General features: G+C 73.3%; 21 protein-coding genes. 12 read left to right on the top strand and 9 right to left on the bottom strand.

Translation table 11 applies throughout. The annotated features are described in order from the left end of the window. Positions 1–2: 2 nt before the first annotated feature. The 3 genes from ACGFIR_RS01825 (at position 3) to ACGFIR_RS01835 (ending at position 1,956) form a co-directional block, all read left to right on the top strand. Entirely contained in the window at positions 3–812 is an 810-nt protein-coding gene (locus tag ACGFIR_RS01825; RefSeq protein ID WP_393142682.1) for an SDR family NAD(P)-dependent oxidoreductase, read from the top strand. A 169-nt stretch (positions 813–981) separates the two neighbouring features. Continuing rightward, positions 982–1,521, top strand: coding sequence for an orotate phosphoribosyltransferase (pyrE, locus tag ACGFIR_RS01830; RefSeq protein ID WP_393004923.1), 540 nt, complete (start codon positions 982–984; stop codon positions 1,519–1,521). Positions 1,522–1,578: 57 nt separating this feature from the next. Next, positions 1,579–1,956, top strand: a complete 378-nt coding sequence (locus ACGFIR_RS01835; protein ID WP_007073957.1) for a helix-turn-helix transcriptional regulator — start codon at positions 1,579–1,581, stop codon at positions 1,954–1,956. 58 nt (positions 1,957–2,014) lie between these two features. On the opposite strand, the gene ACGFIR_RS01840 is transcribed toward ACGFIR_RS01835, so the two are convergent. The 5 genes from ACGFIR_RS01840 to ACGFIR_RS01860 all read right to left on the bottom strand — a co-directional run bounded on the left by ACGFIR_RS01840 (position 2,015) and on the right by ACGFIR_RS01860 (position 9,637). Next, entirely contained in the window at positions 2,015–2,728 is a 714-nt protein-coding gene (locus ACGFIR_RS01840; RefSeq protein WP_393142684.1) for a DedA family protein, read from the bottom strand. 150 nt (positions 2,729–2,878) lie between these two features. Next, positions 2,879–3,664, bottom strand: a complete 786-nt coding sequence (locus ACGFIR_RS01845; protein WP_393004919.1) for a thioesterase family protein — start codon at positions 3,662–3,664, stop codon at positions 2,879–2,881. A 51-nt stretch (positions 3,665–3,715) separates the two neighbouring features. Then, positions 3,716–6,241, bottom strand: coding sequence for a polynucleotide kinase-phosphatase (locus ACGFIR_RS01850; RefSeq protein ID WP_393142686.1), 2,526 nt, complete (start codon positions 6,239–6,241; stop codon positions 3,716–3,718). Next, the gene (locus ACGFIR_RS01855; RefSeq protein ID WP_393142688.1) at positions 6,238–7,722 is read right to left on the bottom strand and encodes a 3' terminal RNA ribose 2'-O-methyltransferase Hen1; all 1,485 of its coding nucleotides are present in this window, start codon (positions 7,720–7,722) and stop codon (positions 6,238–6,240) included. Before ACGFIR_RS01855 ends, ACGFIR_RS01850 begins: the two co-directional genes overlap by 4 nt. Before the next feature lie 355 nt (positions 7,723–8,077). Next, positions 8,078–9,637 carry an LPXTG cell wall anchor domain-containing protein gene (locus tag ACGFIR_RS01860; protein ID WP_393142690.1) on the bottom strand — a complete coding sequence of 520 codons (1,560 nt, stop codon included), beginning with the start codon at positions 9,635–9,637 and terminating at the stop codon, positions 8,078–8,080. Between the two features lie 177 nt (positions 9,638–9,814). Here ACGFIR_RS01860 and ACGFIR_RS01865 point away from each other — a divergent pair, with 177 nt between their 5' ends. Both ACGFIR_RS01865 and ACGFIR_RS01870 read left to right on the top strand, forming a co-directional pair. After that, complete coding sequence (locus tag ACGFIR_RS01865; RefSeq protein WP_393142692.1) at positions 9,815–10,300, top strand: SigE family RNA polymerase sigma factor; 486 nt, start codon at positions 9,815–9,817, stop codon at positions 10,298–10,300. Further along, positions 10,297–11,358 carry an LCP family protein gene (locus tag ACGFIR_RS01870; protein WP_393142694.1) on the top strand — a complete coding sequence of 354 codons (1,062 nt, stop codon included), beginning with the start codon at positions 10,297–10,299 and terminating at the stop codon, positions 11,356–11,358. Before ACGFIR_RS01865 ends, ACGFIR_RS01870 begins: the two co-directional genes overlap by 4 nt. Positions 11,359–11,403: 45 nt before the next feature. Here ACGFIR_RS01870 and ACGFIR_RS01875 read toward each other — a convergent pair whose 3' ends face one another. Further along, positions 11,404–11,616: a hypothetical protein gene (locus ACGFIR_RS01875; protein WP_393142696.1), complete on the bottom strand. Its 213-nt coding sequence runs from the start codon at positions 11,614–11,616 to the stop codon at positions 11,404–11,406. Positions 11,617–11,744: 128 nt separating this feature from the next. Between ACGFIR_RS01875 and ACGFIR_RS01880 the strand changes: the two genes are divergently transcribed. After that, complete coding sequence (locus ACGFIR_RS01880; protein WP_393004905.1) at positions 11,745–12,128, top strand: phage holin family protein; 384 nt, start codon at positions 11,745–11,747, stop codon at positions 12,126–12,128. Between the two features lie 151 nt (positions 12,129–12,279). Beyond that, on the top strand, positions 12,280–13,305 hold the full coding sequence (gene fbaA / locus ACGFIR_RS01885; RefSeq protein ID WP_393004903.1) for a class II fructose-bisphosphate aldolase: 1,026 nt from the start codon (positions 12,280–12,282) through the stop codon (positions 13,303–13,305). Positions 13,306–13,379: 74 nt separating this feature from the next. On the opposite strand, the gene ACGFIR_RS01890 is transcribed toward fbaA, so the two are convergent. Next, positions 13,380–14,633, bottom strand: a complete 1,254-nt coding sequence (locus tag ACGFIR_RS01890) for an LOG family protein (protein ID WP_393142698.1) — start codon at positions 14,631–14,633, stop codon at positions 13,380–13,382. A 261-nt stretch (positions 14,634–14,894) separates the two neighbouring features. On the opposite strand from ACGFIR_RS01890, the gene ACGFIR_RS01895 reads away from it, so the two are divergent. Further along, entirely contained in the window at positions 14,895–15,323 is a 429-nt protein-coding gene (locus tag ACGFIR_RS01895; protein ID WP_393004899.1) for a DUF3151 domain-containing protein, read from the top strand. 72 nt (positions 15,324–15,395) lie between these two features. Here ACGFIR_RS01895 and ACGFIR_RS01900 read toward each other — a convergent pair whose 3' ends face one another. Further along, positions 15,396–17,039: a chromosome partitioning protein gene (locus ACGFIR_RS01900; protein WP_393142700.1), complete on the bottom strand. Its 1,644-nt coding sequence runs from the start codon at positions 17,037–17,039 to the stop codon at positions 15,396–15,398. A 142-nt stretch (positions 17,040–17,181) separates the two neighbouring features. On the opposite strand from ACGFIR_RS01900, the gene ACGFIR_RS01905 reads away from it, so the two are divergent. Then, positions 17,182–17,391 (top strand): hypothetical protein, encoded by a 210-nt coding sequence (locus tag ACGFIR_RS01905; protein WP_393142702.1) that lies wholly within the window; start codon positions 17,182–17,184, stop codon positions 17,389–17,391. Between the two features lie 894 nt (positions 17,392–18,285). On the opposite strand, the gene ACGFIR_RS01910 is transcribed toward ACGFIR_RS01905, so the two are convergent. Then, complete coding sequence (locus ACGFIR_RS01910) at positions 18,286–19,377, bottom strand: hypothetical protein (RefSeq protein ID WP_393142704.1); 1,092 nt, start codon at positions 19,375–19,377, stop codon at positions 18,286–18,288. A gap of 121 nt (positions 19,378–19,498) precedes the next feature. On the opposite strand from ACGFIR_RS01910, the gene ACGFIR_RS01915 reads away from it, so the two are divergent. The 3 genes from ACGFIR_RS01915 (at position 19,499) to purD (ending at position 23,235) form a co-directional block, all read left to right on the top strand. Beyond that, entirely contained in the window at positions 19,499–20,788 is a 1,290-nt protein-coding gene (locus ACGFIR_RS01915; protein WP_393004895.1) for an adenylosuccinate synthase, read from the top strand. 224 nt (positions 20,789–21,012) lie between these two features. Then, on the top strand, positions 21,013–21,978 hold the full coding sequence (locus ACGFIR_RS01920) for a type IV toxin-antitoxin system AbiEi family antitoxin domain-containing protein (protein WP_393143706.1): 966 nt from the start codon (positions 21,013–21,015) through the stop codon (positions 21,976–21,978). Between the two features lie 9 nt (positions 21,979–21,987). Further along, a complete protein-coding gene (gene purD / locus ACGFIR_RS01925; RefSeq protein ID WP_393142706.1) occupies positions 21,988–23,235 on the top strand; it encodes a phosphoribosylamine--glycine ligase in 1,248 nt (415 codons plus the stop codon). Positions 23,236–23,250 lie beyond the last annotated feature (15 nt).

Here is a 23,250-nt window from a genome sequence, read left to right on the forward strand (position 1 = left end):
CCGTGACGCTCGATGAGTCGACCGGCGAGCGGCGGGCCCTGATCACCGGGGCGACCGCGGGCATCGGTGCCGCCTTCGCCCGCCGGCTGGCCGCCGACGGCTGGCACCTGGTGCTGGTGGCGCGGGACGCGGCCCGGCTGGCCGCGACGGCCGACGAGCTGACCGGGCGGTACGGCCGGGAGGTCGAGACGATCCCGGCCGACCTGTCCACGGACGACGGTTGCGCGACGGTGGAGCGGCGGCTGGCCGAGGGGTCGCCCGTCGAGTTGCTGGTGAACAACGCCGGGATCAGCCTGAACACCCCGTTCCTGCGGTCGTCCGCCGAGGACGAGGTGCGGTTGCTGCGGCTCAACGTGCACGCCGTGCTGCGGTTGACCCTCGCGGCCCTGCGTCCGATGAGCGAGCGGCGCTCCGGGGCAGTGATAAATGTCTCTTCGGTGGCGGGCTTCGGCGCGGTCATGCCGGGTTCGACATACTCCGCCAGCAAGGCGTGGGTCACCAACTTCAGCGAGTCCGTCGGCCAGTCCGCCCGGCCCTTCGGCGTACGCGTGATGGCGCTCTGCCCCGGCTACACGCGTACGGAGTTCCACGAGCGCGCCGGCATCAACATGTCGAAGACACCGGAGTGGATGTGGCTGCGGGCCGACGACGTGGTCGACGAATCCCTTCGTGACCTGCGGAAAGGCAAGCTGGTCAGCGTTCCGGCGTGGAAGTACAAGCTCGCCGTGGCGGGGCTGCGGCACGCGCCCCGGCGGCTGCTGGAGGCGGTGTCCCGGGACACCCGGGGCCGGATCGGCCGCGACAACGGCTGAGCGCCGGAGCGGAGTCGACGCGATCCGTCGGCCCTCGTCAATAGTCCGCTATGTCCGGCTGAACGGTCGCTCAGCGTAGCCGGTTCTCGCCGCCCGCCGGTCGCTCCCAGGGCTGATCCGGGTGGACCCGACACCCGGCTCCCAGACTTGAGCAGTACCCTCTATCGGCATGGGGGACCACGACGACCTGCGTAAATTCATCACTGACCTGGCAGTGGTCCACGGCCGGGTGGTGCTCTCCTCCGGCCGCGAGGCCGACTGGTATGTCGATCTCCGTCGCGTCACGCTCCATCACCAGGCCGCTCCGTTGGTGGGGCGCGTGATGCGCGACCTGACGGCCGACTGGGAGTACGACGCGGTGGGCGGGCTGACTCTCGGCGCCGATCCGGTGGCGATGTCGATGCTGCACGCCGCGTCCCGGGTCGGTCGCCCGCTGGACGCGTTCGTGGTCCGCAAGGCGGGCAAGGCGCACGGGCTCCAGCGCCGGATCGAAGGGCCGGACGTGGCCGGTCGGCGGGTGTTGGCGGTCGAGGACACCTCCACGACCGGAGGAAGTGTGTTGACGGCGATCGAGGCCCTTCGCGAGGTCGGGGCCGAGATCGTGGGTGTGGCGGTTATTGTTGATCGAGGCGCCGGCGACGCGGTGCGAGCCGCCGGATTGCCGTATCGGGCGGCCTTTACGTTGGCTGACCTCGGCCTTGTGGCGTGAAAGTCTGCCGATTCGGATCCGCCGATATGCAGGCGGATCGATGCTGCTGGTGGAAGGATGGAATACGTGGGAACTGCGTTGGCTGAAATGACTATGCCTCAGATCTCGCCGCTTGCCGGCGAGCCGATCGAACGTGCCGATGCCGAGCGGCTCGCGGGGGTTCTCAAGGCCCTCGCCGACCCTGCTCGTCTTCGGCTGCTCAGCCTGATCCAGTCGGCCCCCGAGGGCGAGGCGTGCGTGTGCGACCTGACCGCGCCTCTCGGCCTCTCGCAGCCGACGGTCAGTCACCACCTGCGTATCCTCACCGAGGCCGGCTTGCTGGAGCGGGAGAAGCGCGGTGTCTGGGCCTACTACCGGCTGGTGCCGACGGCGATCGCCACGATCGCCGATCTGCTGACCCCGCCTCGCAAGCGCGCCACCAAGAAGGCGCGCTGACCTTCACCGGTCGTCCGGTGCCCTCCCCGACCAGGGACGGCACCGGACGGTCGGTCGGTCAGTGCTTGCCGTAGTGCTCGCGGGTCTCCCGGATCGCCTCCTCGGCGGCGGCCTGCTCCTGCGGCGTGGTGCCGCGCCTGGCCGCCATCCGCGCCCGGAGCAGCTCGAAGGCGATCGGCACGACCGAGACCAGCACGATGCCGATCAGGATCATCTCGATGTTCGCCTTGACGAACGGGATCTGGCCGAGGAAGTAGCCGAGCACGGTGACGCCCGTGCCCCAGAGCACTCCGCCGATCACGTTGTAGATGACGAACGTGCGGTAGTTCATCCGGCTGACCCCCGCCACGATCGGCGTGAACGTCCGCACGATCGGCACGAACCGGGCCAGCACGATGGAGCGCGCGCCGTACTTCTCGAAGAAGTCGTGCGCCTTGAGCACGTTCTCCTGCTTGAACAGTCTCGAGTTCGGGCGGCGGAACAGCGCCGGGCCGACCTTGCGGCCGAACGCGTACCCGACCTGGTCGCCGGCGATCGCCGCGATGGTGATGAGCAGGCAGACCAGCCACAGCGGGTAGGTGATGTACTTCCCGTCCGCGGTGAGCAGCCCCGCCGTGAACAGCAGCGAGTCGCCCGGCAGGAAGAACCCGATCAGCAGGCCGGACTCGGCGAAGACGATCACCAGGATGCCGATCAGCCCGAACGTCGAGATCAACACCTCTGGATCGAGCCAGCTCGGCCCCAGGGCCAGGGTGGTGGTGGGCGTCGGCACGAGGCGACCTCCGATGTATGCCGGTCGGTGACGGAACGTCCGTAGTCTAGGTGGCTGGCCTGCCCGCCCGGTGCTCGACGTCACAGCGCGCGAGGCGGAGCCGGCCTGTCCGGGCGGCGTGGGCGGAACCAGCCCGGCCCGCCCGCCGCCTCAGCGGGGTGCGACGAGGAGCGTCTGTACCGCGCCGCCCACGGTGCCGTCGGCGTCTGCCAGCCGGCTCGCCGCGACACCGGAACCGTGCGGCCCGATCGTGGTGGCCGAATCGAGCAGGAGCCACTCGCCGCGCGGCGGCCGGTGCAGGGTCACCGTCAGGTCGACGTTCACGAACAGCCAACGGGCCAGGTCCAGGCGCGCGCTGACCCCGCTGCCCGAATCCGCCACCAGCAGCGCCAGCTCCGCCGGGCGGACGGGCTCGCCGGGCAGCAACGGGATCCGGGGCCGTGCCCACACCCGGGCCGGCCCCGGTTCGGCGAACCCGCCGGAGACGAAACGCCACTGCATGGCCGACAGGTAACCGGCGGAGTGCGCGGCGGCCCAGTACTCCGGCTCGGTGCCCGCGTCCGGCCCCGGCACCGGCGGCCCGTCGTCGGCCGTCGCGGGCGTCGGCTCGGCCGAAGCCAGGATGCGCCAGCCCCGGGCGTGCAGCACCTCCTGCCCACCGGCCTCCGCGACCCCCTCCACGAGGGTGATCCGCCGGCCCGCCCGGACCGTACGCACCCGCAGCGTCAGCTCCGCCACCGGCACCGGGCGCAGGATGTCCACCGACACCCGGGTGAGGAGCTGGCCGTCGACCGGGTCGTGCCCGGCGAGCGCGCGGGCGAGCAGTGCCGACGGCGGGCCGGCGTGCTGGGCGGCCGCATCCCACGGGCCGGCGGTCGCCGGGGTGGCAACGAACCGGCCGTCGCCGGCCGGCTCGTAGAACGCCTCGTACGTCATGGCCGGCGACCCTACCCGCGACCACCGACGGCCGGCACCCGCCGGGCGGTGTCACAGCCGGGGATCGACCGGCTCCGACTCACAGGCCAGGATCGCGAAGACCAGCTCGTGCCGGCGCCACACCGGAGCACCGGCGACCAGCGCGTCCAACGCCGCCAGCCCCAGCCCGTGCTCGCGCAGCGCCAGCCCCCGCTTGCGCCCCAGCGACCGGCGGCGCAGGACGTCGAGCTGCTCCGGCTCGTCGTACCCCGGACCGTAGATGATCCGCAGGTACTCCCGTCCCCGGCACTTGATGCCCGGCTGGAGCAGCGAACCCCGCTCGCTGCGGGCGGCAGGGCCGGCGTACGGCTTCACGACCATGCCCTCGCCGCCGGCCGCCGTCAGCGCCAGCCACCACTGCGTGGCCTCCGCCTCGGCGGCCGGATCGGCCAGGTCGACGACCTGCCTGCGGGTCGGTGTGAAGAACTCCGGGTCGGCGGCGCAGAGCCGGTCGGCCAGCCCCAGGTGCCAGCCGTGGTCCCGGTCGGCGTAGCTGGCCTTCGCGCCGGCCAGCACCGCGAACGGGGCCAGGGTCACCCCGCGCAGCCCGTCGGTCGGCCCCACGTACGCCCGGTAGGCGTCCGAGTAGGCCAGGATCTCGTCGCGGCGGCGGGCCATCCGGTCCCGCAGCCCGTCCACCGGCAGGCCCCGACCGGCCGCCGCCTCCAGCGCCGCCAACGCCGCCGGGAGCGCGGCCCGGCCGGCGGCGCCGACGCCAGCGTACTGCTCGCGGATCAGCCCGCCCGCCTTCGCCGACCAGGGCAGCAGCTCGCAGTCGAGCAGCAGCCAGTCGGTCTCCAGCTCGGCCCAGAGCCCCGCCCCGCCGACCGCCGCGCGCACCCGGTCGAGCAGTTCGGTGTCGAGCGGCGCGCCGAAGAACGGCCGCCCGGTACGCGTGTGCACCACGCCGCCGCCCGGACCGAACGGCCCGCCGTCGGAGTCCCGGCAGACCAGCACCACCGCCCGCGACCCCATGTGCTTCTCCTCGCAGACCACCCGGTCCACGCCCGCCGCGCGGTAGTCGGCGAACGCCTGCGCCGGGTGCTCCAGGAAGCCGTCCGCCCTGGCCGTCGAGCAGGGCGCCATCGTCGGCGGCAGCCAGGCCAGCCAGCGCGGGTCGACCGCGAAGCGGCTCATCACCTCCAGCGCGGCGGCGGCGTTCTCCGCCGGCACGGTCAGCGACCCGTACGCGTGCTCGACGTGCCGCCGGCCGACCACGTCGGTCAGCTCCAGCACCTCGTCGGGTCGGGACGGCGCGGCGGTCAACGGGCGGGACGGCGCGTACCACTCCCGCTCCGCCGGCACCGAGACCAGCTCCCGCTCCGGGTAGCGCAGCGCGGTGAGTCGGCCGCCGAAGACGCAGCCGGTGTCGATGCAGATGGTGTTGTTCACCCACGTCGGCGTCGGGGTGGGCGTGTGCCCGTAGACCACCGTCGCCGAACCCCGGTAGTCCTGCGCCCACGGGTAGCGCACCGGCAGCCCGTACTCGTCGGTCTCGCCCGTCGTCTCGCCGTAGAGCGCGAACGCGCGGACCCGGCCCGACGCGCGGCCCTGGTAGGCCTCCTTCAACCCGGCGTGCGCGACCACCAGCCGCCCGCCGTCCAGCACGTAGTGGCTGGTCAGGCCGTCGATGAAGGTCGCCACCCCGGCCACGAAGGCGTCCGGCTCCGCGGCCAGCTGCTCCATCGTCTCGGCCAGCCCGTAGGTGAGCCGCACGTTCTGCCCGCGCAGCCGGCGCAGCAGCTTCTGCTCGTGGTTGCCCGGCACGCAGATCGCGTGCCCGGCGGCCACCATGCCCATCACCAGGCGGAGCACGCCGGGGGAGTCCGGGCCGCGGTCCACCAGGTCACCGACGAAGACGGCGGTACGCCCCGACGGGTGCGTCGCGTCCACCGGCCGGCCCCGCTCGTCGCGGCGCAGCTCCCAACCGAGCCGGAGGAGCAGCGTCTCCAACTCGGCGCGGCAGCCGTGCACGTCGCCGACGATGTCGAACGGCCCGGTCAGCTCCCGCCGGTCGTTGAACAGCTTCTCGTAGCGGATCTCGGCCGCGTCGATCTCCTCGACGCCGCGCAGCACGTGCACCTTGCGGAAGCCCTCCCGGGCCAACAGCTTGTACGACCGGCGCAGGTCGCGCTGCATCCGGGCGAGCACCTGCCGGCCGAAGGTGCGGTCGGCGCGGCCCTCGGTGCGTTCCCAGGCCAGCGCCTCGGGCACGTCCAGCACGACGGCCACCGGCAGCACGTCGTGCTCGCGGGCCACCCGCACCAGAGCGGCCCGGGCGTGCGGCTGGAGGTTGGTCGCGTCGACCACCGTCAGCCGGCCCCGGCGCAGCCGTGTCGCGGCGACGTGGTGCAGCGCCTCGAACGCGTCGGCGGAGGCGGACTGGTCGTTCTCGTCGTCGGCCACCATCGCCCGGAACGCGTCCGAGGAGAGCACCTGGCTGGGCGCGAAGTGCCGGCTCGCGAAGGTGGACTTGCCGGAACCGGAGACGCCGACGAGTGCGACCAGGGCCAGCTCGGGGATGTCGAGGACGGTCACGGGGTCTCCTTCCGGGTCAGCACGACGAGCTGGGTGGGGGTGCCGACCTCGGGATCGTCGTCGCCGACGCCGCCGAGCGCGGCCGTGTAGCCGTACGTGGTGGACACCCGGTCGACCCAGGCGGCGAACTCCGCGCGGGTCCACTCGAAGCGGTGGTCGGCGTGCCGGAACCGCCCGGCGGGCAGCCCCTCGTAGCGCACGTTGTACTCGACGTTCGGCGTGGTCACCACGACGGTCGCCGGCCGGGCGTGACCGAGTACGGCGTCCTCCAGCGCCGGCAGCCGGGACGGGTCCACGTGCTCGATCACCTCCATCAGCACCGCCGCGTCGTAACCGCGCAGCCGGTCGTCCCGGTAGGTGAGCGCCGACTGCCAGAGCCGGATGCGGTCCCGCTGCCGCTCGGGCAGCCGGTCCAGCCCCAGCCGCCGGGCGGCCAGGGTCAGCGCGTGCGCCGACACGTCGGTGCCCACGATCTCGTTGAACCGGCGGTCGCCGACCAGCGCGGCGAGCAGGGCCCCGCCGCCGCAGCCGAGGTCCAGCACCCGGCTCGCACCCGCCTCGACCAGCGCGCCGAGCACCGCCTCCCGCCGTCGCGCGGCCAGCGACGCCCGGCGCGCAACCAGCTCCCCGTCGGTACCGTCGACACCCCCGTCGACCTGCGTTCCGTCGCCGGGCTCCTCCCCGTCGCCGGCCGGCCCGTCCGCGGCGGGTTCGTCGGTGGGCTGCCGCTCGGCGAGACGGGCCAGGGCCAGCCCGGCCAGCGCCCGCCGGTGCGCCAGGTAGCGGCGGACGATCACGCCGCGCTCCGGGTGGTCGGCCAGCCAGCCCTCGCCGGCCCGGATCAGCTTGTCGACCTCGTCCGGGGCCACCCAGTAGTGCTTCGCGTCGTCCAGCACCGGCAGCAGGACGTAGAGATGGTTGAGCGCGTCGGCGACCCGCAGCGTGCCGGTCAGCGTCAGGTCGACGTACCGGCTGTCGCCCCACTCCGGGTGTCGCTCGTCGAGCGGGATTCCGGTGGCGGTCACCGTCCAGCCGAGGGGGCCGAACAGCCGGCCCGCCACGTCCGCGCCGCCCCGGCAGCGCAGCACCGGCACCCGCACCTCCAGCGGGATCGGCGTACGGGCCAGCTCGGGGCGCTCGCGGGACTCGCCGCGCAGGGCCGAGCGGTACACCCGCGACAGCGCGGAGGAGAGCAGGCTCGACGCCGCGTAGGGCCGGTCGTTGACGTACCGCCCGAGGGTGAAGCTGTCGGGGGTCGGGGCCTGCTGCCGGCCTCCGCCCTTGCCCCGCGCGCCGGCCAGCCGCAGCGGATCGACGTCGAGCAGCAGGGCGGCGGTGCAGCGCTGCTCGTCCGCCTCCGGGTAGAACACGTGCGCGGTGCCGACCGGCACGTCGAAGGAGTGCGCCCGGTCGGGATGCTTGACCAGCAGATGCCCGAGGTCGGTCGCCGGCCGGTGCGTGGTGGTCAGGGTGAGCAGCACGCGCCCAATGGTGTCAGCTGCGTCGATCTTGCGTCGTCCCGTTTTTCTCGGTTGCGGGTGGGGTTTCCGGGGAGCCCCGCCCGCTCCGGGCGGTCAGGCTTGATCCCTGCGCGGGCGGGGCTCCCCGGAAACCCGTCGTGGTTTCGGTTCGTCCGGGATCTCGGCCCTAGGTGGGTGGGGCGCGTGCCGTCTGGTGGGGCGGGTGCCGTCTGGGTGGGTGTCTGGTGGGGCGCGTGCCGTCTGGGTGGGTGTCTGGTGGGGTGCTTGTGCAGGTGGTTTTGGGGTGGTGTGGGGGGCTGGATGTGGCGGTGCCCCGCCGGCCTGGGGTCGGCGGGGCACCGGTGGTGCGGGTGGATCAGGCGACGAAGCGGGTCCTGCGGCGCTTGGCCACCAGGTAGCCGCCGACGCCGACGACGAGCAGCAGCCCGCCGATGCCGGCGATCAGGCCGGTGGACTCACCGGTGATCGGCAGCGTGCCGCCGTCACCGTCACCGCCTCCGTTGCCGCCTCCGTCGCCGGACGCGTTCACCAGGATCTTGGCGGTGTCGTTGGCCGGCTTCAGGTCCTCGTAGAAGCCCCCGTCGCACTGGCACGGGATGTTGATGTCGACGGTGCCCGTCGCGTTGGCGACGACCTTGTCGATCCGGAGTCCGAACTCGAAAGTCTCCGCGTCGCCGGCCTTGAGGAGCGGCTGGGCGTAGCAGAAGTAGGTACGGGCGCCCGGCTCGCCCGGCTCGCCCCGATCCTCGCCCTTCACGGGCATGCACTCGTCGGGGGCGTCGACCACGGTGGTGCCCTCGGGAACCGCGACCTCCATGTAGGTCACGGAGGACCCGCCGCGCTGGTAGTCGAGGGTGGCGGGACCGTTGTTGCGGAATCCGACGGTTGCGGTGACCCGCTCGCCCGCCTTCCCCTTCACCGAGTCGCCGACGGCGCCGAGGTCGGTGCCGTTCTTGCCGGTGGCGGTGACCACCATGCTCGACCAGTTGTTCTCCGGGTTGATGTCGACCTGGGACGAGCGGGCCCGGACGTTCGGGGCCGAGAGGCTCAGGGCCGCACCGTCGCCGGGCTCACCGACCGAGTAACCGTTGTCGGTGAGGTACTTGCTGAAGTCCTCGAACTCGGCGACGGTCATCCAGTTGTAGTAGCCGTAGTCCCTTCCCGGGGCGTAGGTGTCCGCGCCCAGTTGGTACGCCATCGAGCCGGAGTGGATGGCCCCCGGGGCCACGTTGTCCGAGAACCGGCAGGTGCGGAGGTATCCGTCCTCGTAGGTGCAGTTGCTGTGACGCTTGTCGGCGCGGATTGCGTGGTCGTTGTCGAAGACGGCGACGGCACCCTCGGCGGTGGTCTGACCGGCGTTGCCGAGCACGATCGGGGCGGTGAACCGACTGCCCGGCGCCGCGGAGACCTTCACCTCCGGCCCGCCGGCGAGGTCGACGCCCTCACCGATGCGGATCTGCGACGTGTGGCTCGTCGGCGCCAGACCGTCGGCGCTCACCGTCACCTTGAGCTTGCCGGCGTCACCGTCCTTCGCCTCCGCCGTGGGCACGACCGCCACGTTGAAGTAGCCGGAGACCCAGTCGTACAGGTCGTGCTCGAAGGGGTCCGTGCAGACGAGGACGCCCGCCTCCGGCGAGGTGCACTCGGAGTCGAACTCAGACTTGACCTGCACCTTGTCCGCGAAGTCGCGGTAGTCGAACCGGGCCGTCAGGCCGAACACGGTGACGGGCTCGGAGGCGAACATGAGGGGCGATTCGAACTTGCCCTCGGATCCGGCCGCGATGGTCAGGTCGCTGAAGTAGACGCCGAGCTTGACGTCGGTGTCCTCGGCGGACGCGGGACTGGCGGAGGCGGCGACGAGCGCGCCTGCGACGCCCAGCCCGGCCAGCCAGCGCCGAGTGGAGTGCTTGAGCATTGGGGGGTTCCTCCCGTGGGATTGCCAGGAGTGGCCAGCGGATCTTAAGGATTCCTAAAGACTCGTGCTGCCCGGTCCGCCTCCGGCGGCCAAACATCGACCGAATGGCTGACCAGGATCGCCGCAATGTTCCGGCCGCCCGCATCCGTCATCAGGAGCAGGAGTCCGGGAGGTGCAGTGACGTACGAGGAGTTCGCCGACTCACGGCTGGCCGCGCTGCTGCGGTACGCGGTCATGCTGACCGGCGACCCGCACCAGGCACAGGACCTGGTGCAGGACACCATGGTCCGGGTCCAGCTCAACTGGCGTCGGGTGGTTCGCGCCGACTCGCCTGAGCGTTACGTCCGCCGGATGCTGACCAACCAGTACGTCGACTGGCGGCGGGGCTCCTGGATGCGTCGGGTGCTGCTACGCGCCGACCCCGACGAGGCGGTGCCGGTGCCGGTCGACCACGCCCAGCACGCCGTGGAGCGGGACCAGATCTGGTCCTGGCTGTCGCGGCTGCCACGCCGGCAGCGGGCCACGCTGGTGCTGCGCTACTACGAGGACCTGCCCGACGCGGAGATCGCCGACATCCTCGGCTGCGCTGTCGGGACCGTCCGCTCGTCCATCTCCCGCGCCCTGACCACGCTGCGCGCCGAATACGTGGAGGCCCGATCGTGATCGAGGACGACCTTCGCGCCGCCTTCGCCCGGCACGAAGCCCTGGCCCCGCCCGCCGGCCCGCTGCGGTCCGCCATCGACCGGCTCGCGGCTGCCCGTCGCCGTCGCCGGCTGCGGATCCAGGCCGGTGGTGCCGCCCTGGCCCTGCTCGGCGTGCTGGGAATCGGGGTAGCGCAGCTCACGCCCGACCGGGTCGCCGACGATGCCACCCTGCTCGCCGAGCCCGTAGAGCCGGCACCGACGGACGCGTTGAACATCCTGCTGCTCGGCGCGGACGGCTCGGCGAAGGAGCCTGCCCGGATGGCAGACTCCGTACTGCTGCTGCACGTCCCGGCGGACCGCAGCCGGCCGTACCTCATCTCACTGCCCCGCGACCTGACGGTGCCGATTCCCGGTCACGGGACCGACAAGCTCACCGCCGCCTTCGGGTACGGAGCCGGCGCCGGCCGGCCCGACCTGAAGCGTGGCTACGAGCTGACCCGCCGGGTGGTCACCGACCTGACCGGCGTACGCGTGGACGCCGGCGCGGTGCTCACCTACCCGGTGCTGCGTCGGCTCACCGACGAGGTCCACGGCGTGGAGGTCTGCCTGCCGGGTGAGGTGCGCTCCATCCACACCGAGCGGGTCTTCCCGACCGGCTGCCAGCGGCTCGACGGCGCCGCCTCGGTCGACCTGTTGCGGCAGCGGCGGGGACTGCCCGAGGGCGGGCTCGACCGGGACCGGCACGCGCAGCTCTTCGCCGCCGGGCTGATCCGTCGGGCCGGTGAACAGGGCGTGCTGACCAGTCCCGGCAGACTCTTCGCCCTGGCTGACATCGTCGGCGCGGACCTGATGACGGGCGGCGATGGCACATCTCTCGTGGACCTGCTGAGGGTGCTTCCGGCGCTGAAGTCCGTCGACCCGGTCGGGCTCAGCCTTCCGGTCGGGCCGCCGGAGGGCGTCGGTTGGCGGCTGTCCCCGGATCCGGAGCAAGCCCCGGCGTTCCTCGCGGCGTTGCGGGAGGACCGGTTGGCGCAGTGGGCGGCGCGGCATCCGGACCAGGTCAACCGCACCCGCTGACGCACGGCCGGACGGATCGGGCGAGCCGTCCGGCCCGCGTACGGATCAGCGGTACTCGTCCTCGTCGACGGCGGCCACCCGGGCCTGCTCCATCGCGTCCCAGTCGCCGACCTCCAGGCCACGGTGCGGCTCGGTGTCGGCGTCGCCGGGGGTGACCACGGCTGCCTGCTCGACCGCGTCGGCCGGCTCCGCCTCCATGTCGCGCTCCTCGGGGCTGAGGTGGTCGCTGGGTGCGAAGTCCTCTTCGGGCTGACCCATATCAGTCCCTCCCGGGATCTCGGCGGACAGTTCCCCACACACCGTACGGGCTGCGACCGCCGGCCGCTCGGAAGCCGAGTCGACCGAATCGCCCCACCGGCCGGTGCCCCCGGTGCCAGGATGGGGCCGTGGGCTTCCTGATCCGGTTGGCGATCACCGCCGTCGCGCTGTGGATAACCACGCTGATCGTGCCCGGGGTGGAGGTGAGCGGCCGGTCCGGTGCCGACAACGCCCTCACGCTCGTCGTCGTGGCGTTGATCTTCGGCGTGGTGAACGCGGTGCTCAAGCCGCTGATCAAGGTCTTCGGCTGCGTCTTCTACCTGCTCACCCTCGGCCTGTTCGCCCTGGTCGTCAACGCCCTGCTGTTCCTGCTGACCGACTGGATCGCCCGGGCGCTGAGCCTGCCGTTCCACGTGGACGGTTTCTGGGCCGCGTTCTGGGGAGCCATCGTGATGGCCGTGGTGACCTGGCTGATCAGCGTCGCCGTGCCCGACAGGTGGGAGGGGCGGTGAAGCGGCGGCCACGGACCGGGCGCGTACCGGGTCGGTTGTGCCGGCAGCGCTCTTCTACGGGATACTGCCGACGGTGGACAGCGCGGTCCGGCGCACCCAGGGACAACAGCGGCCGGTGACGGCCGAGAGCGGTAAGTAAGGAGCGTTCGACATGCCCATCGCTTCCCCGGAGACCTACGCGGAGATGCTGGACCGTGCCAAGGCCGGCCGGTACGCGTACCCCGCGATCAACGTGACGTCCTCGCAGACCCTGAACGCGGCGCTGAAGGGCTTCGCCGACGCGGAGAGCGACGGCATCATCCAGGTCTCGACCGGTGGCGCCGAATACCTCTCCGGCCCCTCGGTGAAGGACATGGTCACCGGCGCGGTGGCGTTCGCCGCGTACGCGCACGAGGTCGCGAAGAAGTACCCGGTCAACATCGCCCTGCACACCGACCACTGCCCGCAGGAGAAGCTGGACAAGTTCGTCCGGCCGCTCATGCAGATCTCCAAGGAGCGGGTGGCCGCCGGCCAGGAGCCGCTGTTCCAGTCGCACATGTGGGACGGCTCGGCCGTACCGGTGGCGGAGAACCTGCAGATCGCGGCCGAGCTGCTGGACCGGGCCGCCGAGGCCAAGATCGTCCTCGAGATCGAGGTCGGCGTGGTCGGCGGCGAGGAGGACGGCGTCGAGAACGCCATCAACGACAAGCTCTACACCACCGTCGAGGACGGCCTGGCCATGGTCGAGGCGCTCGGCCTGGGCGAGAAGGGCCGCTACATGGCGGCGCTGACCTTCGGCAACGTGCACGGCGTCTACAAGCCTGGCAACGTGAAGCTCCGCCCCGAGATCCTCAACCAGATCCAGGAGGCCGTCGGCGCCAAGTACGGCAAGGAGAAGCCGCTCAGCCTGGTCTTCCACGGCGGTTCCGGCTCGCTGCTCTCCGAGATCCGCGAGGCGCTGGACTACGGCGTGGTGAAGATGAACATCGACACCGACACCCAGTACACCTTCTCCCGGCCCGTCGCGGACCACATGTTCCGCAACTACGACGGCGTGCTCAAGGTGGACGGCGAGGTCGGCAACAAGAAGATGTACGACCCGCGGGTCTGGGGCAAGGCCGCCGAGGCCGGCATGGCCGCCCGGGTCGCGGAGGCCTGTGAGCACCTGCGCTCGACGGGCACCACGCTCGCGAAGTGACGCCCTGACGCGTACCGCCGACGGCCGGCTCCCCACCCGGGGGCCGGCCGTCGTCCGGTTGGTGGGCCCCTCGCCTACCCGGCGGTGAGCACCCGGACGGCCTCGTGGACGTCGTCGGTGAGGTGCACGGAGTTCGACAGGTCGCCGAACGGCGAGGTGCCCAGCAACGGCCGCAGCAGCGACTCCACCGGAAGCTCCTCGGTCCAGTACGCGCGGTCCAGGAAGACGTACGCGCCGCTGGCCCCGTCGGTGCCGTAGTAGGTCTTGGTGGCGGCCTGGAACACCTCCTGCACGGTGCCCGCCCGCCCCGGGGCGAAGACGATCCCGCCCCGGGCCAGCCGCAGGATGGTGTCCTCGCGGATGGCGTTGGAGAAGTACTTGGCGATCCGACCGGCGAACAGGTTCGCCGGCTCGTGCCCGTACAGCCAGGTCGGGATGGCCAGCCCGCCGGCGCGGGCCCAGTCCACGTCGCCGCCGGCCAACTGCGCCGAGTCGGCCCGGGAGACGCTGCCGGGGTCCGCGCCCCGGGGCTGCGGCAACGCGACCGGCCGGCCGTAGAGCTCGCGGACCCGCAGCGCCACCGCCGTGTAGCGGTCGTGGTCGGTGAAGTCCGGCGCCGTGGCGAGCAGGTCGATCGCGGCGTCCAGGTCCTCGGCCGGCCGCAGCGCGAGGTGGGCGCCCAGGTTGGCGGCCTCCATAACCCCCGGGCCCCCGCCGGTCACCACCAGCCGGTCGGCCCGGGCCAGCTCCCAGCCCAGCACCGCCGCCGTCCGGTACGGCGCGCTGCCGCGCGGCACCGCGTGCCCGCCCATGATGCCGACCACCGACTGCGGCCCGTGGGTGGCCAGCCAGGCGCGGGTGGCGTCGGCCAGCGCGTTGTCCACGCCGTGGTCGTGCAGCCGCTGCCCGAGCGCCTCCCGGACGTCCGGCAGCGCCCCGCCGTGCGACCGGAAGTGCTCGTAGACGCGGGTGTCGTACATCCCGGCGAACCCGCCCTCGGCGAAGCCCGCGGCGAGGTCCTCCGGCGTGTAGAGGTGGGACGGCTGGGTCGGGTAGGGCAGCCCGGAGAACGGCGGCACCACGTTCGCGCCGCGCCGGACCAGGTCGGCACCGACCTCGCGGGAGGCGAAACGGCAGCCCACGAAGAGGGTGCCGGTCACCACGACGTCGGTGAGGTCGGGGACGGGGTCGAGGTCGAGCCGCAGCCCCTGCACGGTCAGCCCGACCAGGCTGCCGGTGGTCAACCGCCGGTCGAACTCGGCGCGCGTCTCGATCTCGTCTGTGCAGGTGTGCGGCTCGATGACGTCCGCGGGAGGTGGGGTCGGCACCCTGGCCATCCTGCCCCGCCGGGTCAACCGGCCAAACCCGCGCAACCCGCCACGCCCGGCGCCGGACCGACGGAAGCCCGGCGGCCGTGGCCACCGGGCTTCCGCAGTACCCGGTCCTGGGGAGGCTCCGGACCAATAGTTGTAGTCGAAAGTATCGGCCGGGGGCATGGGCCGCAGGCGTGACCAACTCCTCAGCCGTTCAGCCAGCCGGCTCACCCAACCCCCTCGCGCGCCCAGGAGCGAAGCGGGTTGAATGGGGCGATGCAGAACCTGTTGCCAGAACCACCGGCCACCCTCCTCCCCGCGCACGACGAGGCCGACGCCGCGCTGGCCGCCGCTGAGAAGGCGAGCAGCGACGAGGCGTACGCCGAGGTCGCGGCGCGCTTCCCGACCTACAGCGCCGGCTGGGGTGCGCTGGCCGCGCGGGCTCTCGCCGCCGGTCAGGTCATTCCGGCGTACGCCTACGCCCGCACCGGCTACCACCGGGGCCTGGACCAGCTGCGCCGCAGCGGCTGGAAGGGCTTCGGTCCGGTGCCGTGGTCGCACGAGCCGAACCAGGGCTTCCTGCGCTGCCTCTACGTGCTCTCCCGGGCCGCCGACGAGATCGGCGAGGCCGACGAGGCGGCCCGCTGCGCGCAGTTCCTCCGCGACTGCGACCCGGCCGCCGCAGACGCGCTCGCGAGCAACTGACGTCCGGGCCGACGGCCGGCGCGGCGTCAGTCCCGCCCGGCGGTCGGCCCGTCGGAGCCACGAGCCGCGCGCCTACAACCCCTCCGCGACGGAGGCGGCGATCTTCAGCCAGGCGTCGCGGGTGGCTGCGGAGAGCCCGCCGTACCGGATCGGCTCGCCGGTGTCGATGAGCCGCTCGTACGGCGCGAGCAGCACCGCCCGCGTACGGGCCGCGAAGTGCTCCTGGATCGCCGGCAGGTCGATCTCCTTGCGCGACGGCGGCATGGAGACCACGGTGACCGCCTGCCGGACCAGCCGCTGCCGGCCGCTCTGCTCCAGGTGGTCCAGCATCCGGGCGGCCGTCTCCGCCGAGTCGTTCCTGGCCGACATGGTGACCACCAGCTGGTCGGTGGCGTCCATTGCGGCCTGCCAGTTCTGGGCCCGGACGTTGTTGCCGGTGTCCACGAAGATCAGCTTGTAGAACCGGCTGACCACCTCGCGGATCTCGGCGAACGCGGCGGCGGTGAGCATCTCGCCGCCGGTGGCCGACTCGTCCGAGGCGAGGACGTCGAACATCCCCTCGCCCTGCGAGCGCACGTACTGCGACAGGTCGCCCACCCGGCCGTGCGCGCCCTGGAACTGCCCGAGGTCCCGCAGCATGTCGCGCACCGTACGGGAGTGGAAGTCCTGCTGGGCGCGCATCCCGAGGGTGCCCTGGGTCTCGTTGTTGTCCCAGGCCAGCACGTAGCCGCCGCGCTTCTGGCCGAACGTCATCGCCAGCAGCAGGATGGCCACCGTCTTGCCCGCGCCACCCTTCGGGTTCACCACGGTCACCTGGCGCAGCCCGCCGAAGTTGCGGCGTACCGTCTCGATGTCGCGCCGCAGCTCCTGCTCGTGCCGCCCCGGCGGCAGTCGCAGCCCCATCCGGTTCGCCACCGCCCGTACGCCCATCGTGGCCACCGGGTCGGCGGGCCGGACCTGCCGGCGGCGGGCGAAGTCCTCCGCCGTCGGCGGATCGGTGATCGCCGGGTGCCAGTGCGGGTCGGGCTGTGCCGGCGGCACCGCGGTGACCCCCTCCGCCGGTTGGTACGCCTGCGGCGGGGTCGGGGCGGGGCCTCCCGGTGCGGCCTGCTGCCAGGGCGGTGGATACCAACCGGGCGGGTACGGGCCGGCCGGCGGCGCCGGAACGCCCGGCTGCGGGGGATACGGCCCAGCCTGCTGCGCCGGATACGGCCCAACCTGCTGCGCCGGATACTGCCCGGCCTGCGGCGGGTACGGTCCCGCCTGCTGCGGCGGGTACGGCCCGGGGGGCGCGGCCTGCTGGGCCGTCGCCGGGTCGGGCCCGAGCTCCTGCCCGGGTGCCGCCGGGTCGGGCCCGATGTCCTGCCCGGGTACCGCCGGGCCGGGCCCGATGTCCTGCTGGGCCGGCGCCGGGTCGGCCCGGAGGTCCGTCGCTGGCGCGACGGGCGCGTCCTGCCCGGCCGGGTCCTGCGGGAACGGGTCCCGGTCGGCGGGATCAGGCTGGGCAGTGCCAGGCCGAACGACGTGCTGGAGGCGGTCCTGCCGAGGGTCGACGGGCTGGGGCGTGGGCACCTCGTCGGCGGCGCCGGGCCCGGGGCCGCCGGCTGCTGCGGCGGGTCGCTGCGGCGGCTGCGCCCACGGCGACGTCGCGGGCACCCGCGCCCCACCCTGGGCCGGGCCACCGCTGGTCACCGCGCTACCGGCACCCCCGTTCACGCGGCGGGCGGCACTGCCGTTCGTCGGACCACCGGCATGCTCCGTCGCCGCGCCGCCAGCACCGCCGCCTGCGGATCCGCCGACCCCACCACTCGCGGAACTGTCAGCACTCCCGTTCGCCGCGCCACCGTTGGCCGCACTGATGTCTGCCGTGCCGCCGTTGGTCGCGTCGCCGTTCGCCGTGCTGATGCCTGTCGTGCCGCCGTTCGCCGGGCTGATGTCTGTCGTGCCGCTGTTCGTCGGGCCGCTGTTCGTCGGGCCGGCGGCAGCGACGCCGCCCGTGGACGGGTCCGCCGGTTCCGCCGGGTCGTCGACCTTCGCGGCGTCGGCGTCGGGGTCGGCGATCGGGTGAGGGGCGTCAGTCCGCCCGACGGATCCGCCGTGGCCGGGCGCCGGGTCGTGGGCCGACGTCCGGTCAGCGGAGGAGGAGCCAGCCGCGGCCGCCGGCGCGCCGTCCCGCCGCCCGGTGGGATCCGCGCCCGGTCCGCCCAGGCCCACGCCGGTCCGGGCGCTGGCCAGGGGGCGTGGGGACGCGACCGGGATGGGCGCGGCCGGCTGATCGAGGCTGAAGGGCATGTCGAGGTCCACGCGGCCGGGCCCGGTCTGCGGAGTCCGGGGAACCGGTACCCCGCCGGCACCGGCTCCCGGCGGACTTCCGCCCGTCCCGGTCGGGACCGGCGGACCAACCGGTGCGCCCGGTGCGGCCTGCGCGGCGGGCGGCGGCGGTGCCCAGGCCGAGGCGTCCGGCGCCCACCCCGAGCCCGTGCCCGCTGGGGCCCCCGGGGCGGTGCCCGGCGGAGGGCCCGGGACCGTGCCCGGTGGGGGTCCCGAGGCGGTGCCCGGTGGGAAGCCCGGAGGCCCCGAGGCGGTGCCCGGCGGTGGCGACCAGCCGGTGTCAGCGCTTTGCGGAGCGGTGGTTCCGGTGCCGGGGTGCGGCACTCCGGCTGTCAGGGAGGGATAGTCGGCCGGCGAGGGCGGGTGCCCCGGCCGGCCCTGGGGCGGGACGGGGTGCGGGGGCGAGGCGGCCGACGCCCAGGGCGGTGTGCCGCTGCCGTCGATCTGGTCCGGCGGCCAGAGCGGCTCGATGTCCCGCTCCGGCATCGGCTGCTGGCCGGGCGCATAAACCCGGTCGACGTTCTCGTCCACCACGGTTCCTCCCCATTCCTCCTGCCGAGGATAGGCCCAGTGGCCGTGTCCGGCCGGCCGTCGCGGGCCGGCCGCGCCGGTCGGACCGGAGACGCCGAGGTCAGCTCGCCCAGACTGCCCAGGCGCCCGGTTCGGTCCACCAGGACCGCTTCCGGCCCAGCTCGCCCTCGGCTCCGTCGTCGAGGAACGGGACCTTGCCCTCCCGGGGCAGCACGGCCACGGCCCGCCCCCGCGCACGTCGTACCTCCAGGCGCACCCGCTTGCGGCCCCACTTCGAGCAGGTCACCACGGGGACGGCCACCGCCACCTCGACCAGCCCGTCCGTCGGGTCGGGGCCGGCCAGCAGGGCCACGTCGTCGAGCTTCGCGTACCCGCCGGCGTTGCCGATCGCGCAGGCCAGCAGCGGGTCGTCGCCGTTCGAGAGCACGGCGTCGTCCACCTCCACCCGGGCCCGCCAGTGCAGCGGCCGGCCGCTGTCGTCGGCGGCGCCGAACAGCGCGCCGTCCAGGGTCACCGAGCCACCGTCGTTGCGCAGCAGGTCGAGCCGGCGGGGCTCGCCGTCCAGCACCGCGGCGACCACCGCCGCCGGGTCCCGGGGCAGCCCGAGCTGCGCCGCGAGGTCACGGTGCGTCGTGCTCCGGGCCGGATCGAGCGGGAGTACGCCGAGGGGCGGCAGGTCCGGCACCGTACGGTTGTCGGGCAGGTCGTCGGGGCGGCGACTGGGCGGCGGAGCGTACCGCCGGACGAGCCGGCGCACGACGGCGCGCAACTGGGCGTCACTTGCCGAGGCGACCACGAGCCGGACCTTGGAGTCCGGATCGGGCCAGGTGAGGCCGTCCGGGCGGGGCGGGCCGTCGAACCGGGCCAGCACCTCGTCGATCTCGGCGTCCGAGCGGGCGGTGACCATCTCGACCCGGGCACCCCGGGCGGTCAGCGCGTCCGCGCAGGCCAGCACCGGCACCCGTGGAGTGTCGCAGCGCCCGTCGGCGGGGGCGCAGGCGTCGGTGGTCGTGCCGTCGGCGTCTGCCGTCGCGCAGGCGTCGGTGGCGGTGCCGTCGGCGTCTGCCGTCGCGCGGGCGTCGGCCGGGCCGTTCCCCTTCTGAGGCGCCGCGCCGCAGCAGCCGCCACTGCCGCAGGCCCCGCCGGGCGCGTCACGCTCCGAGCCGAGGGTGAGCAGCACCACGTCGTACACGGAAGGGCCTCCTACCTCCTACGCGACCCCTGCCGGCCGCGCCACCACTACTTGTTAGCCTGACACCCCGGGCTCGCTGACCGGTCGCCACCTGGCACCCGAGCCTTCTGGAGGCGAGAAGATGCCAGCGATCGTGCTCCTCGGTGCCCAGTGGGGCGACGAGGGCAAGGGCAAGGTTACCGACCTGCTGGGTGAGCGGGTCGACTACGTCGTGCGCTACTCCGGCGGCAACAACGCCGGCCACACCGTGATCACCCCGGACGGCCAGAAGTACGCGCTGCACCTGATGCCGTCCGGCGCGCTCTCCCCGAGCGCGATGATCGTCATCGGCAACGGCGTCGTGGTGGACCCGAAGGTGCTGCTGGCCGAGATCGACGGGCTCGCCGAGCGCGGGGTCGACGTCAGCCGGCTGCGGATCTCCGGCGACGCGCACCTGATCATGCCGCACCACCGGGCCCTGGACCGCGTCGTCGAGCGCTACCTCGGCAGCTCCCGGATCGGCACCACCGGCCGGGGCATCGGCCCGGCGTACGGGGACAAGGTCGCCCGGATGGGCATCCGGTTGCAGGACTTGCTCGACCCCGGCATCCTGCGCAAGAAGCTGGAACTGGCGCTGCGCGAGAAGAACCAGCTGCTGTTCAAGGTCTACAACCGCAAGGCGATCGACGTCGAGGAGACCGTCGAGGAATACCTGCGGTACGCGGAGCGGCTCAAGCCGTACATCGCCGAGACCCGGGTCATGCTCTGGGACGCGCTGGACCGTGGCGAGACCGTCCTGCTGGAGGGCGCCCAGGCCACCATGCTCGACATGGACCACGGCACGTACCCCTTCGTGACCTCGTCGAACCCGACGGCCGGCGGGGCCTGCGTGGGCGCCGGCATCCCGCCGACGGCGATCAGCAAGGTGATCGCGGTCAGCAAGGCTTACACGACGCGCGTCGGCAGCGGGCCGTTCCCGACGGAACTCTTCGACGACAACGGCCAGCACCTGCGCAAGATCGGCCACGAGTACGGCACCACCACCGGCCGGGAGCGTCGCTGCGGCTGGTTCGACGCGGTCGTCGCCCGGTACGCCTGCCGCCTCAACGGCGTCACCGACCTGGTGGTCACCAAGCTCGACGTGCTCACTGGCCTGCCGAAGGTGCCGATCTGCGTCGGGTACGAGATCAACGGCGAGCGCTTCGACGACATGCCGATGACCCAGACCGACTTCCACCACGCGACTCCGATCTACGAGGAGCTCGACGGCTGGTGGGAGGACATCACCAAGGCGCGCACCGAGGACGAGCTCCCCGAGAACGCCCGCCGCTACATCGCCCGCATCGAGGAACTCTGCGGCACCAGGGTGAGCGTGGTCGGCGTAGGCCCGGGCCGCGAGGAAAACGTGGTCCGCCACCCCCTCCTCCCCTAACCCACCCCCTCCGGGCCCCCGCCCACTGGCGACTCACGCGTTGATCAAGAGGTTTGTGTCCGTGTCCGGCCTGGATTCGGACGCAAACCTCTTGATCAACGCGGACCGGTTGGGAACAGGGTGGGAGTTGTCCACAGGGACGGTGCGGAGCGCGGGCGGGCCGTCATCGTGGTGGGGTGAGTGTCGATGTTCTCCGCCGCATCGCCGGTCGCCAGGACGGGGTGGTGACGGCCGCCCAGGCGTTGTCCGCCGGCTTCAGTCGGAGCCAGATCCGGCACCTGTGTCGCTCGGGTCGTTGGCTACGGGTGGCGAGGGGTTGCTTCGTGCCGACCCCCGAGTTGAGCCCGGCCGCGCTCCGCAGAGCCCGCATTCGGGCCGTTGTCGCCAGCCTGGGGCCGGGCTCGGTCGTCGTTCTCGGCACCGCAGCCGAGCTGCATCGGATAGCCGGGCTCCGGCCGGCGTCCGCCATCCACGTGTCGCTGCCGCCGAACCGGCCACGACCACAGCGGATCACCGACCCTGACGTCGTGGTGCACCAGCTCACCATCCAACCGCACGCCGTCGGCGAGGTCGCCGGAATGCCCGTGACCACCCCGCTACGGACGCTGGCCGATGTCATTCTCCGGAAGGACCGTTACTCGGCGGTGTGCGTACTCGACTCCGCGCTGAACCGGCAGGTCGTCACCGAGCCCGACCTGGCTCGGATACCGGCTCTTCTCGTGGGCCGTAGGGGAGCCGTCGCGGCCCGCCGTCACCTGACTGAGGCCGACGGGCGCGCACAGTCCCCGCTCGAGACCCGGACGAGGCTGCGGTGTGTCGACGGCGGCGTACCGCCCGACGCACTTCAGTTGGAGGTCCGCGACGGGGACGGTTGCCTGCTCGGCATCGGCGACCTCGGTTGGCGGGCGGCGCGGGTGATCGCCGAGGCGGACGGACAGGCACCCCACCGCACGCCCGGGGCGGTCTTCGAGGACCGGACGCGCAGAACCGGCTGGTCAACGCCGGTTGGCGGATCCTCCGCTTCACCTGGGCCGACACGCTGCGCCCCGACTACATCCCCTACACGGTCAGAGCGGCCCTACGCCCCGACTGACCCACCCGCTCACGGTGATCAAGAGGTTCTGGTCCGTCCTGGGGCGGAATTGGGACGCAAACTTCATGATCAACGGGGTCGGGGTGGGGGTCAGTAGGATGCGGGTGTGCGCGTACTTCTTCTTGGTGGTGGGGGGCGGGAGCATGCGCTCGCGCTCGGGCTGGCTGCGGATCCGGCCGTCGAGCAGCTGGTCGCGGCGCCCGGTAATCCCGGCATCGCCTCGGTCGCCTCGCTGCGGGCCGTCGATCCGTGCGACCCGGCGGCCGTCGCCGCGTTGGCGGTGGAGAGCGGGGCCGACCTGGTGGTGATCGGGCCGGAGGCGCCGCTGGTGGCGGGCGTCGCCGACGCCGTACGCGCCAAGGGGATCCCCGCCTTCGGGCCGTCCTCGGCGGCGGCCCGGCTGGAGGGCTCGAAGGCGTTCGCCAAGGACGTGATGACCGCCGCCGGCGTGCCGACCGCCCGCGCGTACACCTGCACGGACGCGGAGAGCACCGGCAGGGCGCTGGACGAGTTCGGCGCGCCGTACGTGGTGAAGAACGACGGGCTCGCCGCCGGCAAGGGTGTCGTGGTGACCGACGACCGCGCCGCCGCGCTGCGGCACGCCGAGGAGTGCGGCCGGGTCGTCGTCGAGGAATACCTCGCCGGCCCGGAGGTCTCCCTCTTCGTGGTCACCGACGGCGAGGCGGCGGTGCCGCTGCTGCCCGCGCAGGACTTCAAGCGGGTCGGCGACGGCGACACCGGCCCCAACACCGGCGGCATGGGGGCGTACGCGCCGCTGCCCTGGGTGCCGTCCGGCCTGGTCGACGAGGTCATGCGCGACGTCGTCCACCCCACCCTGGCGGAGATGGCCCGGCGGGCTACGCCGTTCGCGGGCCTGCTCTACGTCGGGCTGGCGATCACCGCCGAGGGCCCCCGGGTGATCGAGTTCAACGCCCGCTTCGGCGACCCCGAGACGCAGGTGGTGCTCGCGCTGCTGGAGACGCCCCTGGCCGGGCTGCTGCACGCCGCCGCGACCGGCACGCTGGCCGGGCACCCGCCCCTGCGCTGGCGCGACGGTGCCGCCGTCACGGTGGTGCTCGCCGCCGACGGCTACCCGGCCGCCCCGCGTACCGGCGACGTGATCACCGGTGCCGACGAGCCGGGGATCATCCACGCCGGCACCCGCCGGGACGCCGACGGGGCACTTCGCTCCGCCGGTGGTCGGGTCCTGTGCGCCACCGCCACCGGCGCCGACCTGGCCGCCGCCCGCGACGCCGCGTACGCGCTGGTGGGCGGCGTGGAGCTGGCCGGCGCGCACCACCGCACCGACATCGCCTCGGCGGCCGTCGAGGGGCGGATCAGCATTCCGGGCTGACCGGGCAACCTCCCC

The organism is Micromonospora sp. NPDC049051 (genome assembly GCF_043197575.1).
Classification (GTDB): Bacteria; Actinomycetota; Actinomycetes; order Mycobacteriales; family Micromonosporaceae; genus Micromonospora.